The sequence below is a fragment of the Stenotrophomonas rhizophila genome (assembly GCF_000661955.1).
GTDB lineage: Bacteria > Pseudomonadota > Gammaproteobacteria > Xanthomonadales > Xanthomonadaceae > Stenotrophomonas > Stenotrophomonas rhizophila.
The window spans coordinates 137,698-151,927 of record NZ_CP007597.1 but is presented as its reverse complement, the minus strand read 5'-3'; the positions used below and the strand labels follow the sequence as shown (position 1 = coordinate 151,927).

The 14,230-nt window shown below is 67.5% G+C and carries 14 protein-coding genes; 3 read left to right on the top strand and 11 right to left on the bottom strand.

Annotated elements, in window-relative coordinates; translation table 11 throughout:
- Positions 1 to 90 precede the first annotated feature (90 nt).
- The 3 genes from DX03_RS00640 to DX03_RS00630 form a co-directional block, all read right to left on the bottom strand.
- Positions 91 to 531: a cytochrome c oxidase assembly factor Coa1 family protein gene (locus tag DX03_RS00640; RefSeq protein WP_244880158.1), complete on the bottom strand. Its 441-nt coding sequence runs from the start codon at positions 529 to 531 to the stop codon at positions 91 to 93.
- 119 nt (positions 532 to 650) lie between these two features.
- Positions 651 to 2,879, bottom strand: coding sequence for a S9 family peptidase (locus tag DX03_RS00635; RefSeq protein WP_038691665.1), 2,229 nt, complete (start codon positions 2,877 to 2,879; stop codon positions 651 to 653).
- Positions 2,880 to 3,241: 362 nt separating this feature from the next.
- Positions 3,242 to 3,931, bottom strand: a complete 690-nt coding sequence (locus DX03_RS00630) for a glutathione S-transferase N-terminal domain-containing protein (protein ID WP_038685624.1) — start codon at positions 3,929 to 3,931, stop codon at positions 3,242 to 3,244.
- A 109-nt stretch (positions 3,932 to 4,040) separates the two neighbouring features.
- Between DX03_RS00630 and DX03_RS00625 the strand changes: the two genes are divergently transcribed.
- Positions 4,041 to 4,676 carry a TIGR00645 family protein gene (locus tag DX03_RS00625; protein WP_038685622.1) on the top strand — a complete coding sequence of 212 codons (636 nt, stop codon included), beginning with the start codon at positions 4,041 to 4,043 and terminating at the stop codon, positions 4,674 to 4,676.
- Positions 4,677 to 4,863: 187 nt separating this feature from the next.
- Positions 4,864 to 5,871, top strand: coding sequence for an energy transducer TonB (locus DX03_RS00620; protein ID WP_038685620.1), 1,008 nt, complete (start codon positions 4,864 to 4,866; stop codon positions 5,869 to 5,871).
- A 71-nt stretch (positions 5,872 to 5,942) separates the two neighbouring features.
- Here the strand turns inward: DX03_RS00620 and DX03_RS20990 are convergent, their stop codons facing one another.
- From DX03_RS20990 to DX03_RS00605, 3 genes are all read right to left on the bottom strand, one after another.
- Positions 5,943 to 6,941, bottom strand: a complete 999-nt coding sequence (locus DX03_RS20990) for a DUF6708 domain-containing protein (protein ID WP_185753419.1) — start codon at positions 6,939 to 6,941, stop codon at positions 5,943 to 5,945.
- Complete coding sequence (locus DX03_RS00610; protein WP_038685618.1) at positions 6,942 to 7,256, bottom strand: hypothetical protein; 315 nt, start codon at positions 7,254 to 7,256, stop codon at positions 6,942 to 6,944.
- 186 nt (positions 7,257 to 7,442) lie between these two features.
- Positions 7,443 to 7,697 (bottom strand): hypothetical protein, encoded by a 255-nt coding sequence (locus DX03_RS00605; RefSeq protein WP_038685615.1) that lies wholly within the window; start codon positions 7,695 to 7,697, stop codon positions 7,443 to 7,445.
- A gap of 77 nt (positions 7,698 to 7,774) precedes the next feature.
- On the opposite strand from DX03_RS00605, the gene DX03_RS00600 reads away from it, so the two are divergent.
- On the top strand, positions 7,775 to 8,581 hold the full coding sequence (locus DX03_RS00600) for an AraC family transcriptional regulator (protein ID WP_038685613.1): 807 nt from the start codon (positions 7,775 to 7,777) through the stop codon (positions 8,579 to 8,581).
- A 46-nt stretch (positions 8,582 to 8,627) separates the two neighbouring features.
- Here DX03_RS00600 and DX03_RS00595 read toward each other — a convergent pair whose 3' ends face one another.
- The 5 genes from DX03_RS00595 to DX03_RS00575 form a co-directional block, all read right to left on the bottom strand.
- The gene (locus DX03_RS00595; protein WP_038685612.1) at positions 8,628 to 9,812 is read right to left on the bottom strand and encodes an ABC transporter permease; all 1,185 of its coding nucleotides are present in this window, start codon (positions 9,810 to 9,812) and stop codon (positions 8,628 to 8,630) included.
- Positions 9,809 to 10,555 carry an ABC transporter ATP-binding protein gene (locus tag DX03_RS00590; RefSeq protein ID WP_038685610.1) on the bottom strand — a complete coding sequence of 249 codons (747 nt, stop codon included), beginning with the start codon at positions 10,553 to 10,555 and terminating at the stop codon, positions 9,809 to 9,811. Before DX03_RS00590 ends, DX03_RS00595 begins: the two co-directional genes overlap by 4 nt.
- A complete protein-coding gene (locus tag DX03_RS00585; RefSeq protein ID WP_038685608.1) occupies positions 10,552 to 12,063 on the bottom strand; it encodes an alpha/beta hydrolase in 1,512 nt (503 codons plus the stop codon). The genes DX03_RS00590 and DX03_RS00585 overlap by 4 nt, the downstream gene beginning before the upstream one ends.
- A 107-nt stretch (positions 12,064 to 12,170) precedes the next feature.
- The gene (locus DX03_RS00580; RefSeq protein ID WP_038685606.1) at positions 12,171 to 13,337 is read right to left on the bottom strand and encodes a GGDEF domain-containing protein; all 1,167 of its coding nucleotides are present in this window, start codon (positions 13,335 to 13,337) and stop codon (positions 12,171 to 12,173) included.
- Positions 13,338 to 13,388: 51 nt separating this feature from the next.
- Positions 13,389 to 14,138, bottom strand: a complete 750-nt coding sequence (locus DX03_RS00575) for a ferredoxin--NADP reductase (RefSeq protein WP_081797107.1) — start codon at positions 14,136 to 14,138, stop codon at positions 13,389 to 13,391.
- Between the last annotated feature and the right edge of the window lie 92 nt (positions 14,139 to 14,230).

Here is a 14,230-nt window from a genome sequence, read left to right as displayed (position 1 = left end):
GTACCGACAATCGGCCAAGGGTCATGGTGGGCGCACCGCCGGGCGCCTGTGCCCGACCTGCTGCGGCCGACGCCGCAGCAGGCGCTGCACTCACAGCATCGCCGTGAGGGGGCAGTCGCCGCGCGCGCGGCAGTCGCGCAGCGCACATTCCTGCGCGGCCTCGGCGTCGTCCAGTGCGGTCAGGTCGATCGGCTCGGACTGCCCGGCCAGCACGTACAGCATCGGGTAGTCCCATTCCCCCTGCTGGCGCGTGGCCTGCAGGAACATCCGCGCGTGGCCGCGCGGACCATTCAAGTGCACCAGGAACTGGCTGTGGCCACCGCCACCGGGCGCCGAACGCATGCTGCCGGCGGGTAGGAACCCGTCTTCGATGGGCTCACCCAGTACCGCTACCAGTTCCACGCTGCAGCGCGCGCGGCGCATGGCTTCCTGGTAGGGCTCGCTGCTGCGGCTCCAGTGCGCCCATTGGGTGACCGCCAGCCACACCACGGCCGCCGCCGCCGCGCTGGCCGACAGTACGGCCAACGGCATGGCCCAGCGCCAGTGTCGGCGCCACCATCCGGTGCCGGCACGGCGCGCCCCGGGAAGCGGGGGTGGCTGGTTCATCGGCGTCCTCCTTGTTATGCCGGTGATGCGGTGTACCGCAAGAGTTACGGTGCCAGGCAGCGCCCCAGGAAGTCCTCGGCCAGGCGGTAGCGGTGCAGCGCGTTGCTGCCCGACAGACCGTGCTTGGCGCCCGGGTAGGTCATCAGTTCGAACGGCTGCCCACGCTTCTGCAACGCACTCATCAGCGCGGTGGAGTTGGTGAACAGCACGTTGTCGTCGGCCATGCCGTGGATCAGCAGCAGGCGCGAGCGCAGGCCGTCGATGTGGGTCAGCACGCGTGCCTCTTCATAGCCCTTCGGGTTGTTGCCCGGCAGGTTCATGTAGCGCTCGGTGTAGTGGCTGTCGTACAGGCCCCAATCGGTGACCGGCGCGCCGGCCACGCCGCAGGCGTAGGTGTCCGACGCCTTGGCCAGCAGCATCAGGGTCATGTAGCCGCCGTTGGACCAGCCCTGCACGCCGATGCGCGCCGGGTCCACCCACGGCTGCTGCTTCAGCCAGGCCACGCCGCGCAGCTGGTCGGCCACTTCCACCGTGCCCTGCACGCCGTACAACGCGCCGCCGAAGTCGCGACCGCGACGCGGGGTGCCGCGGTTGTCCAGCGAGAACACCACGTAGCCCTGCTGGGCCAGGTACTGGTTGAACAGGTGGTCGCCGCGGCCAGGCCAGCTGTTGGTGACGGTCTGGCTGGCCGGCCCGCCGTACACGTACACCGCCACCGGATAGCGCTTGGCCGGGTCGAAACCGGCCGGCTTGATCAGGCTGTAGTGCAGTTCGGTGCGGTTGTCGGCGGCCTTCAGGGTGCCGAACTCGACCGGGCGCTGGGCCTCCAGGTAACGCGCATACGGGTGCTGCGGATCGGCCAGGTTGTTCTCCACCAGCGTGGCGATCTTCGTGCCATCGGCGCGGTGCAGCGAAATCTGCGGCGGGGTGGTGGTGTTGGACCAGCTGTCCACGTACACGCTGGCATTGCGCGCGAAGCTGGCGCTGTGCATGCCCGGTGCCTGGGACAGACGCTGCGGCGTGCCACCCTGCAGCGACACCGCATAGATCTGGCTCTCGCGCGGCGACTCCACACCAGCCCGGAAGTAGACCTTGCCGGCCGCTTCGTCCACCGCCAGCAGTTCGTCCACCGGCCAGTTGCCGGCGGTCAGCGCGGTAACGGTCTTGCCGTCATCGGAGATGCGGTAGAGATGCTCGAAACCGCTGCGCTCGGACGACCACACAAAGCCGCCCTGGGTGAGGAAACGCAGGCTGTTGTGCAGCGGCACCCAGGTCGTGGAGGTTTCGGTGACCAGCGTGTGCTGCTTGCCGCTGGCCAGGTCGACCTGGACCAGCGCCAGGTGCTTCTGATCGCGCGACTGGCGCTGGAAGGTCAGCCGTTGCGGATCGCGCCAGTCCACGCGCGCCAGATAGATGTCCGGGTCGGCCCCCAGGTTGACCCAGCGCGGTGCGGCATCGGCCTTGGGGGCAATCACGGCCAGCGTCACGGTGACGTTGTGGTCGCCGGCAGCGGGGTAGCGCTGTTCGATCATTTCGGTACGGTCGGCGTACATTTCGTAGCGCTTCTGCACCGGCACCGGGCGTTCGTCGATACGCGCAAACGCGATCGCCGAGTCGTCCGGGGCCCACCAGTAACCGGTGTGGCGGTCCATCTCTTCGTCGGCGACGAACTCGGCCACGCCGTTGCCGATGGTGTCGCTGCCATCGCGGGTCAGCTGGATCTGGCGGCCGCTGGCCAGGTCGATGACCCACAGGTTGCGCGCGCGCACGAAGCTGACAAAGCCGCCCTTCGGCGACAGCTTGGCGTCGGTGGCAAAGCCCTCCCCGTGGGTGAGCTGGCGCACCGCGGCCGTGCCTTGCTTGGACAGGTCATACAGGTACAGCTCGCCGCCCAGCGGGAACAGCAGGGTGTGGGCGTCGGGCGACCATTGGTAATCGACAATGCCGGTCATCGCGGCGATGCGCTGGCGCTCGCGGCGGGCCTTCTCTTCATCGCTGAGGGTTTCGGTGCCGGGCAGCACCACCTTGGAGTCCACCAGCAGCCGGGTCTGGCCGCTGGCGATATCGAAGCTCCACAGGTCCAGCTGGTTGCGGTCTTCCTGCTTGCCGCGCAGGAAACTCACCTGCGAGCCATCCGGGGCCACCTTGGGTTTCATCAGGGTCGGACCGGACAACGGCAGCGGACCGGTGATGGCCTCCAGGGTGAGTTTTTCAGCGTGGGCCATGGTGGTCGAAGCGAGCATGAGGGCGAGCGAGGCAAACAGGTGGCGCATGAAGGGTTCCGGCAAGCGACAGGTCCGCCCGTTGCCAAGGAAGGCATGGGGCGGTCAGCCCCCATCCTAACCAAGGCAGTGCGGGAAGGCAGCATGACCTTCTACCCGGGCGCGGCCGGAGCCCGGCGGCCTGGGCTCTGGCGGCAGGGCGCAGCCGGGCAGAGCCCGGCGCTACGGACCGAAGCGCCCCCACGTAGAGCGGGGCTCTGCCCCGCTGCCCTGGGCTCGGCGGCAAGGCGCAGCCGGGCAGAGCCCGGCTCTACGGACCGAACCGCGCCCCTGCGTAGAGCGGGGCTCTGCCCCGCTGCCTTGGGCTTCGGCGGCAAGGCGCAGCCGGGCGGAGCCCGGCGCTACGGGGTTTGTCAGCGCTGGCCGAACAGGTGCTTGCGCTCGGCGTCGCTGAGCGGCTTGCCGGCATCGGGGTTCACCTGCTGGCGCAGCGCATAGGCGCGCTGGGTGGCCGGCCGGGCCGCAATCGCCTCATGCCAGCGCTTGAGGTGCGGGAAGGCGGCAAAGTCCACGGGCAGCTTGTCGTATGCGCCAATCCACGGGTAGCTGGCCATGTCGGCAATGCTGTACGCCTCGCCCCCCAGGTACGCACTGTTGGCCAGGCGCTTGTCCATCACCCCGTGCAGGCGGCGCACTTCATTGTTGTAGCGCTCGATGGCATAGGGAATCTGCTCGGGCGCGTACACATTGAAATGGCCCATCTGCCCGCTCATCGGGCCCAGCCCGGCCATCTGCCAGAACAGCCACTCCAGCACCGCCACGCGGCCACGGCTGTCGGCCGGCAGGAAGCGACCGGTCTTCTCGGCCAGGTACAGCAGGATCTCACCGGATTCGAACACGCTCTGCGGCGCGCCGCCATCGGCAGGCTGGTGGTCGACCAGCGCGGGCATCTTGTTGTTGGGCGAGATGGCCAGGAATTCCGGCTTGAACTGGTCGCCGGCGCCGATGTTGACCGGCTTGATCTGGTACGGCAGGCCCAGCTCTTCCAGCAGCAGCGTGACTTTGTGGCCATTGGGGGTGGGCCAGTAATACAGATCGATCATGGCGACAGCACTCGCGGATGAGGAACACCGAGTCTAGTGCGTCAGTTGGGTGGCAGGGTCACGGCGGACCCGTTACCCTGCCGCGTCTCCCGCAACGCAGCATTCCAGCATGAGCCCCACTCCCCGGCCCATCAGCCCCCTGTCCTCCCTGATCTTCGCCTCGCGCTGGCTCCAGCTGCCGCTGTACCTGGGCCTGATCCTGGCCCAATGCGTCTACGTGTTCCTGTTCGGCAAGGAGCTGTGGCACCTGCTGCACCAGGCCAATGCCATGGGCGAACAGGAAATCATGCTGCTGGTGCTGGGCCTGATCGACGTGGTAATGATCTCCAACCTGCTGGTGATGGTGATCGTGGGCGGCTACGAAACCTTCGTCTCGCGCCTGCGCCTGGAGAACCACCCCGACCAGCCGGAGTGGCTCAGCCATGTCAATGCCAGCGTGCTCAAGGTGAAACTGGCGCTGTCGATCATCGGCATCTCCTCGATCCACCTGCTCAAGACCTTCATCGCCTCCGGCAACCTGGACGGTCTGCCGTTGTGCAGCAGTCCCGATTACATCCTGGCCGTGCAGACCGCGATCAAGACGATTGGCCCGAGCGCCGAAGCCGCGTTCAAGTGCACCACCATGACCTCCACCGGCGTGATGTGGCAGACCATCATCCATTGCGCCTTCATCCTGTCGGCCATCGGCATCGCCTACACCGACAAGCTGATGAGCGGCACGCCCAGCAAGGCGTCGGCGCACTGACACTTGCCGGGCGGCGCCGGCATCGGTCACGATGCCGGCCTGCCCTCGCCGTCCGGCCCCTGGCTGGCCGGGGTGATGCTAGATTGCACACCTGCAGTACCGCCGTGGACGCCGGGAAACGTCCATCGGCCTCGGCCAGCCTGACCGCATCGGGCCTTACGTACCGTCGTATTCAAAGGGGAGTTGGATGTCGCACGTCAACACGATTGCCACGCTGCGCCGGCTGGCGCCGCTGGCCCTTCTGGTCGCTCTGGCTGCCTGTTCAGGCAAGGACGAACCGGCGCCGGCCGCGCCCGCCGCTGCCCCCGCTGCCGCACCGGTTGCAGCACCTGCCGTGTCGGCCAAGGTGCAGTCGATGGGCACCGAGGAACTGCGCGACCTGGCCAGCAAGGCCCTGCGCGAGAACCGCATGTACGCCCCGGCCGGCGACAACGCCATCGAGTACTACCTGGCGCTGCGCGACAAGACCCCGGATGACGCCTCGGTCAAGAGCGCGCTCACCGACCTGCTGCCCTACACCCTGATCGCCGCCGAACAGAGCCTGGGCCGTGAGGACTTCGCCGAGTCGCAGCGGCTGGTCGCGCTGATCGAGAAGGTGGACGCCACCGCACCGGCCCTGCCGCGCCTGAAGCAGGGCATCAGCGGCGGCATGCAGACCGCCCTCAAGCGCACCCAGGAAGAGACCGACAAGGTCAAGAAGGACGCCGAGAACCGCACCAAGCAGCTGGCCGACCAGCAGCGCCTGGCCCAGCAGCAGGCGGTCGAAGCCGAAGCGGCCCGCACCATTGCCGCCCAGCAGGATGCCGCGCGCCGCGACGGCGAACGCCAGGATGCCGAGCGCCAGGCCAGCGCCCGCCGCGAGGCCGAGCAGCGCCAGCAGACCGCCGCCGCCCAGCAGGCCGCCGCGGCCCGTCAGGCCGCCACCCCGGCGGCAGCGGCACCGAGCCTGCGTCCGGTCAGCACCCCGGCCCCGCGCTACCCGGCCGAAGCACTGCGTTCGGGTACCTCCGGCGAAGTGCTGGTGGAAATCACTGTCGGCACCGACGGCTCGGTCACCAACGCCCGCGTGCTGCGCGCCACGCCGTCGCGCGTGTTCGATCGCGAGGCGCTCAACGCGGTCAAGCGTTGGAAGTTCGAACCGGTGGGCGCCCCAGTGACCACCCGGCGCACGCTGGCGTTCGCGCCGGGCGGCTGATCGGTTTCGATAGTGACTTGCAGAAAGGCCCGGAGCGATCCGGGCCTTTTTTGTTTTTTGCGGGTGGGCTTCTACCGCCAGAGTTGGCGATCCAGGTGGCGCTGGCGTGCCCGTGCGTAGATGGCAGGATCACTGGCGAACTCGGCCATGAATCGGGGTTCCGGCAGCGCGTAGGGATCGTGGGGCGCAATAGCGCATTCGGCTTCGATCTCCGGCGAGAAGACTGGGGCCTTGCAGGTCTTGAAGGTCAGCCAACGGCTGAGCGTTAACGCGCCGTAGACCGGCAACATCAACGTGTAGCGCAGCGGGAAGAGCGCGGTGCCCATCATCAGGCACACCAGCATCCAGTGGTTGCGCAAGGTGGGCCGGGTGGACAGCGTGATGACGCGATCCAGCGGGTCGTCGAAGCACGTCTCCGGACCCTCCTGCATGTAGCGACAGATCAACGCCCATTCTTCCCGGATGTCCTGGTCGTGATCCCAGAAGTGGCCGATGGTGAAGGTCTGCTGCACTTGACGGTTGCGATCAAGCAGGTGGCAGCGAAGGTCGCGCAGATTGGGGTCCTGGCCGCCACGGCCGATGTGGAAGAAGGCGAAGGACGACCCCCATGGCACGACCACGACGCCGCCCGGGCCGTTGTGACGGAAGAAGTAGATCTTGCGGGTGATGCGGTTGAAGCGGACGGGATAGTGCGTGTACTGGAAGAGGTCTTTGCGCAAATGAATGAACCACAAGAACGCGCATGGCCCGCATGAACACGTAGTGATCAGCACGACCATCAGCGCCGTTAGCACATGATCATCTGCCAACGATCTCAAAAGCGCATGGACTGTCCAGATACCTACGGAAATTGCGGCGACCATGAAACACACCGACATCAAGGTCGCGGCCATACCTTTCACCTTGAAGGTTCTGTTTACGAACTCGATATATGTCGAGTTGCACGCAATCAAGCCAAGTGCGTCATCCGGGATGAATGTCCCTGGGTTTTCAATATCAAGCTTTCCGTGAACCTCCTGCGGACAGAGGCCTTTGTGAAGGCTGAAATGCGGATACCAGCCTGTGAGCACTCACTGTCTCCTCAGCTTCTCAAGTTCCGCCATCTGTAGGCTCAGGTGGGTGAACGCGCCTTTATTGTTCGAGCCGAAGTGGAGCGCCTTATCGAGCCAGCGCTCAATTTCATCCGGCTTGAACCACGCCACGACAATGGTCACCGTTGCAGCAATGAGCATCAGAGCTATTGCAACCGGCACCGCCCAGCCAAAGAGCATCATGAGCGCCGCGAAAGCAGTTGCGAGTCCGCTGAAAATCATCAGGCCACCATAGACTTTATCCAGAGAGAAGTCGCTTATTCCTTCCGTGATTGTCAAGGCTCCGAGGATCATTCCCGCTACCCCGCTCAGTATGCGTCGCGGGCTTCACAGTTTTTCTATTTCGATTTGTGGATGACTCGCGAGCTTCCATATGACATGCCTATCCGTGCCACGAACATCCAACGCTCCACAGCGCTGCGAAAGGTCAGTGCGCGATGACACGCTGCGCATGACCGGCGCGCCGCGCAGGTAGCGCCGTCACCGGTGCTGTTCCACCAGCTGTCGCAGCGCTGCATCTTTCGGCACCAGCACGTCGAACAGGCCGAGGGCGTGCAGGCCGGGCAGCAGCGCCAGCAGGTCGCGCTCGGCGGCGTTGCGCGCCGCGGGGTCCTGATCGGCATCGAGGAGGATCGTCGCATTGGCCAGGAACGCGCCGACGCTTCCCTTGCGCACGGTGATGCCGGCGCGTTGCACATGGTTGTGGTCATCCGGCAGCAGGTCTTCAGGTCGCATCGGGGCACGCTCCAAGGGGGGGAATGCCAGTATCCAAGGACCGCAACGGCGGTTCTGTCGTATAACTGCCACCTGATATGGCAGATCCGACACATCCCGCCCTGCTCGACCCGGCGCTGGCCGATGCGCCCGCGGGCCCGCTTCTGTTCGCTGCCCACACGGTCCGGCGTGGCGGCCGGGCCGGTCCACGGCGCACACCGCGCCACCAGCATGCGCGTGGGCAACTGCTGGGCGCCGACAGCGGCCTGATGCAGATCGACGTGGGGGCCACGCACTGGCTGTTGCCGGCCGGCCACCTGGCCTGGATTCCGCCTGACCTGCCGCACGCGTTGCTGGCGCCACAGGGCTTTGAGGGGTGGAGCCTGTACTTCAACGCAGCCGCCAGCGCGCTGCTGCCCGACCAGCCCCGGATCCTGGCACCGGGGCCGCTGCTGCAGGCCGCCATCCAGCGCGCGCAGCAGTGGCCGCCCGGTCCGTTGGATGCTGCACAGCGACGCCTGGCAGGGGTGATCGTGGATGAGATCGCCACCCACCCGGCGTTGCCGTTGGCCCTGGCACATCCGCAGGATCGACGGTTGCGACGCGTGGCCAGCGCGTTCGCCGCCCACCCCGAGGACAACCGCAGCGTCGAGCACTGGGCAGCGTTCGCCGGCCTGTCCAGCCGCACGCTCACCCGCCAATGGCAGCGCGAAACCGGTATGGGGCTGTCGCGCTGGCGGCAACGGCTGCGGGTGCTGCATGCGCTGCCCCGGCTGGCGGCAGGTGACACGGTCACGCGTACCGCGTTGGCGCTGGGGTATGAGACCACCAGCGCGTTCATCGCGGTATTCAAACGCGAACTGGGCGATACACCGGCGCGGTATGCGCGGGATGCACGCGGATGAGAGCGGCCGACGGGGCGATGGCGCACTCGCCATCGCCCCGGTGTGCTCAGCCCGAAATGGCCAACCGCTCCTGGTGGTAACGGCGCACCGCCGCATACCACAGCACCGCGGCAAGGCCGAAGCCGGCGGCCAGATAGACGGCCCACATCTGCATGCTGATCGCTTCGTGGCGGATGATCTTCAGCAGCATCTGGTTCTGCGCCAGGAACGGCACCGCGAACTGCCACAGCTCGCTCTTCAGCGGGTACACCATCAACGCGTAGCCGGGCAGCATCGGCAGCAGCATCAGCCAGGTCATGTGGCTCTGGGCTTCCTTCATGCTCTTGGCCGCGGCCGACAGGAACGTCAGCAGCGAGGTGCCGATGAACAGCATCGGCAGCATGATCAGCAGCATCTGCAGCATCGGCAGGAAGCCCATGTTGAGCTGTCGCCCCGCCCCGCTGCTGGAGAGCTGCGCACTCAGTTTGAACGCGAGCAAGGTGAGCAGCAGCGACGCCATGCCCACCACGCAGGCGGCGACGATCTTGCCACTGACAATCGCGCTGCGGGAGGCCGGGGTGGCCAGCAGCGGTTCCAGCGACTGGCGCTCGCGCTCACCGGCGGTGGTGTCCATCACCAGGTAGGCACCGCCCAGGAACGAGGTGATGGTCAGCAGCACCGGCAGCAGGAACGACAGCACCTGGCCGCGCTTGGCTTCGGCAGTGGCCAGGTCCTGGGTGGCCAGATCCAGTGGCCGCGCGACCTGGGCATCCACGCCACGGGCAAGCAGGCGCAACGCGCCCACCTGCTGGTTGTAGCCGGCCAGCGCGGTCTGCAGGCGCATGCTGGGGATGTCGGCGGCGCGGCGGGTGCTGTCCTTGACGATCTCCACCAGCGCCGGGCGGCCTTCGGCCCAGTCCTTGCCGAAGTCCGGGCTGATCCGCAGCGCGACGTCGATCTGCTGGTCACGGATGGCCGCGGTCAGATCCTTGGGCGCATCGACCGCGTTGAGCCCCTGCGCGGCCAGGAAGCGCACCAGGTTGGGGGCGTTCTCGCGGCCGATGGTGGCGATGTCCAGCGGTTTGTCGATCTGGGTCTTGACCCGGCTTTCGGCCAGCTTGCCCATGCCCAGGATCAGGATGGGATACAGCAGCGGGCCCAGCAGCAAGGTAAGGGCGAGGGTGCGGCGGTCGCGGGAAAGATCGCGCAGTTCCTTGCGCATCACGGTCAACAACGTGCTCAACGAACTCATGCGTGCAATCCTTCTTCCGAACCGATCACCTTGACGAAGGCATCTTCCAGGTTGTCTTCCCCGGTCTGTGCACGCAGCTCATCGGCGCTGCCGGCCGCCATGACCGTGCCGTGGGCGATGATCACGATGCGATCGCACAGCGCGGCCACCTCCTGCATGATGTGGCTGGAGAAGATCACGCAGCGGCCCTCGTCGCGCAGGCCGCGCAGGAAGCCGCGCAGCGCGCGCGTGGTCATCACGTCCAGGCCGTTGGTGGGTTCATCCAGGATCACGTTGCGCGGATCGTGCACCAGCGCGCGGGCGATGGCGGTCTTGGTGCGCTGGCCCTGCGAGAAACCGTCGGTCTGGCGGTCCAGGATGTCGTCCATGTCCAGTGCCTTGGACAGCACCTGGGTGCGCGCGCGGATCTGCGCGGCGCTCATGCCGTGCAGTTGCCCGAAGTAGGCGATGTTCTCGCGGGCGGTCAGGCGCTTGTACACACCACGCGCGTCGGGCAGCACGCCCAGCCGGCGGCGCACCGCGACCGCGTCGGCGGACGCGTCGATGCCATCCACCAGCACGCGGCCCTGGTCGGGCGTCATCAGCGTGTACAGCATGCGCATGGTGGTGGTCTTGCCGGCGCCGTTGGGGCCGAGCAGGCCGGTGATCTGGCCGTCCTCGGCCTGGAAGCCGACGTTCTCCACCGCCTTGATCAGGCCGGTCTTGGTCTTGAAGGCTTTGTGCAGGTTCTCGGCGACGATCATGGTTCCCATCCGTTGAACGAGGTGAAGGCCGGCACCGGGCTCAGCGAGTCCAGGCAGGTGGCGTCAAGCGATTTGGCATCTGCCTTGTCCATGAACTGGCCCAGCAGGCGCGGCATGCAACCGGCGTTGAGGGTGCCGTGGCCCTGGCCCTTGGCGATCAGGTGGCGGCCGTTGGGCAGCGTCTTGAGCACCTGCTCGGCGTAGCGCGGCGGGGTGACCGGATCGAACTGGCCCGACAGCAGCAGCACCGGCAGGTCGCTCGTCAGCGGCGCGGTGAAATCCTTCGGGCGCGTGCCCACCTTCCAGCCCGGGCAGGCGGCGAAGAACATGCGCGCCACTTCCGGACCGAGCAGGCGATCGCTTGTGGCCGGCTCCTGGTAGCGGTCGGCATCCTCGGCGCAGATCACCGACCACTGCATGCCACGGTTCATCTGCACGCCCAGCGAGCGGCTGGCCATCCTGCTCAGCGACATCAGCGGGGCGTAGCGGCCATGCGCGGCTTCATCCAGCACCACCGGCAGCAGCGAGGACAACTCGGGCATGTAGGAGAACATGAAGGCCAGGCCGGTGACCGAATCGGACGTCAACACATCGCGCTTGGTTTCGGCGGTCCCCGGGTCGCGGTACTCGACCTCGACCGGGGCTTTGGCCAGCGCGTCCATGACGTTCTTCAGCTGGGTGCGCGTATCGACCGGGAAGCGCTTGGCGCAGGCGGCATCCTTCCTGCACTGCGCCGCCTGCAGGTCGATGGCGGCTTCAAAGGTGTTGGCGAAATCACCGCCAACTACCACGTCGTTCGGGGCCACCCCGTCGATCACCACCGCACGGGTGTGCTGCGGGTAGTGCGCGGCGTACTGCTGGGCCACGCGGGTGCCGTAGGACCCGCCGATCAGGTTGATCTTGTCCACGCCCAGCGCCGCACGCACGGTGTCGATGTCGGCGATGGCCTGGGTGGTGGTGTAGAAGCGGGTGTCGGCGCGGCTGGCCAGCGACGTGGCGCACTGCGCGGCGAAGTCGGCAATGGCCTGGGTGGTCGGGGCGATGGTGTCGTCCAGCGCCATTTCCTTGCCGTCGGCCCCCACGCAGGTGAGCGGGTTGGATTTGCCGGTGCCGCGCTGGTCGACCAGGATGATGTCGCGCTGCTTGCGCACTTCGCGCAACGCCACGTTGATCACCGCAGCCACTTCGGTCGCTGCCTGGCCCGGTCCACCGGCCAGGAAGAACACCGGGTCGCCCTTGCCCTCGCCTTCGTTGCTGGTATCCAGCCAGGCAATGTTCAACCCGATCTTGCGGCCGTCCGGCGCGGCCGGGTTCTCGGCCACCTGCAGGGTGGCGCATTGCGCTTCCACGTTGTCGCTGGCCTGGGTGCTGGTCAGCGTGCACGGCTTGAACGTCAGGTGTCCGTATTGACGTTGCGCGGCTTCCGGGGTGGCCTCCGGTGTGGCCTGGCAGGCGGCCAGCAGCAGCAAGGCTGCACCGGTCGCCAAGGGACGGCAGGAAACTCGCATGTTCGATCGCATCCTGGATTGAAGGGTCTCAGCATGCCATGACGAAGGGGCGCGCTGGATGTGACCAGCGCGGTACCGGTGGCACGGGCGGCGTGCGCCGGCCAGGCTCAGGCAGGCAGTGGCACCGCACTGACAGTGCGATCGCGGCCGTCGGCCTTGGCCTGGTAGAGCGCCCGGTCGGCGGCGGCCAGCAAGGCCGCCAGGTCGTGCGCGCCGGTGCCGACCGCCAACCCGATGCTGGTGGTGACCGTGACCGGCATGTCGCCCACGTAGGCGGGGTGCGCCTGCAGCTGCGCGCGAATGTAGGCGGCGTGTTGGAGGGCACGGGCATGGTCGGCACCCGGCAGCAGCACCACGAACTCCTCGCCGCCGTAGCGGCCCAGCAGCGGCTGCTGGCTGGCCAGGCAGTTGGCCACGACCGAGGCGAAGTGGTGCAGCACCTGGTCGCCCGCGATATGCCCCCAGCGGTCGTTGACCTGCTTGAAGTGGTCCACGTCCAGCAGCAGCAGGGCCAGCGGTTGCTGCTGCCGCTGGCACTGCTGCAGGCACGCCTGGCCATCGGCCAGCACCGCGCCGCGGTTGAGCAGGCCGGTGAGCCCGTCGGTGCGTGCCACGCGGCGCAGGTCGACCAGCATCTTCTCCACCAGCAGCAGGACCAGCGCGAAGCAGCGGGCCAGTTCCAGGAAAATGCCCGCGAGGTAGGTGGCGAACATCGGCGCGCCGGCCCGGAAGATGTCCTGTCCGGCATCGGGCGCCACCGGCAGCCACAGCCGCACCACGTACACCCCCGCTTCGGCCGCGAAGATGGCCGCGGCCAGCCGGCAGCTGGTGCGCTGCTCGGGCGGTGCATGGCGCACCAGCATCCAGGCCATCCAGCTGTTGATCAGCACCGCGAACAGGCTGGCCACGTTGAGCCGGACCGCCAGGTTCGGGAACGGCACCACGAACACCACGATGCCGGCCACGTATGCCCCGGCCAGCAGGGCCGGCTGCCAGGCCGGCAGCCGTCGCTGCAGGTGGCGCGCCACGCCGTACAGCATCAGCACCGCCGACAGCGCCAGTACGGCGTTGCCGAAGATCACCAAAGGCACGACGGGCAGCTGGGCGCGCAGCGCCACCGAGGTCAGGCTGAGCGCCAGCAGCCACAGGCTGGCCGTCCACAGCCGCAGCGCCGGTTGCCCGCGCAGGACCAACAACAGCAGTGAGAAGCCCAGCGCGATGCCCAGGCACAGCAGGTAGCCGAGCACGGCGACGGTGGGGAAATCCAGGGTCATGCGGCCTCGCGCCTCAGGGCGGCGCGCGCATCTTAGCGCGCGCCGCACCGGTTACTTGCTGCTGACGTACTTCTCGCGCCGCACCTGCGGGGTCGGCAGGCCGGCGTCCTTCAGGGACTCGAAGGTGGCATCGACCATGTCCGGGTTGCCGCACAGGTAGGCGATGTCGGTGGCCGGGTTCGGTGCGAACTCGGCCAGGTGCTGCTGCACGTAGCCGTGGCGCACGTCCGGATGCGGGTTGTCGGGCAGCTCGCGCGACAGGCACGGCACGTAGCGGAAGCCCGGGTGGGCGGCCGCGAAGGCATAGAAGTCGTCGCTGTAGAGCAGCTCGGTGGGGGTGCGGGCGCCCTGCAGCAGCACCACCTCCACCCCGCGCTCGGCCATGGCGGTGGCCAGCAGCGGCAGCATCGACCGGTACGGGGTGACCCCGGTGCCGGTGGCGATCAGCAGGTAGCGGGCGTTGTGGTCGCCCGGCTGCAGGCAGAACCGGCCGAACGGGCCGCTGGCGGTGACGTGGCCGCCGATGTCCAGGCCCTCGAACAGGGCCGTGGCGGCGCCGCCGGGGACGAAACTGACCGCGATATCGACCGCTTCGCCCGCGCCGAGGGCGTGGTTGTGAATGGTGGCCAGCGAGTAACTGCGCTTGGTGGCGGTGCCGTCGGCGTACTCGAAATGGACCTGGATGAACTGCCCGGGCTGGAAATCCAGCGGCTGGCCGTCATCACGCAGGAACTGGTAGTGGCCGACGGTCGGGGCCAGCATGCGCCGGTCGACCAGTTTGAGGGGGAATTGGGCAGGCACGACTTTTCGGGACAGTGTGTAGCCGGGGCAAGCCCTCGGGGTCTTCTATAATAGCCGCTCCCCGCCCCTATCCAGCGCCAGCCCATGGGCGC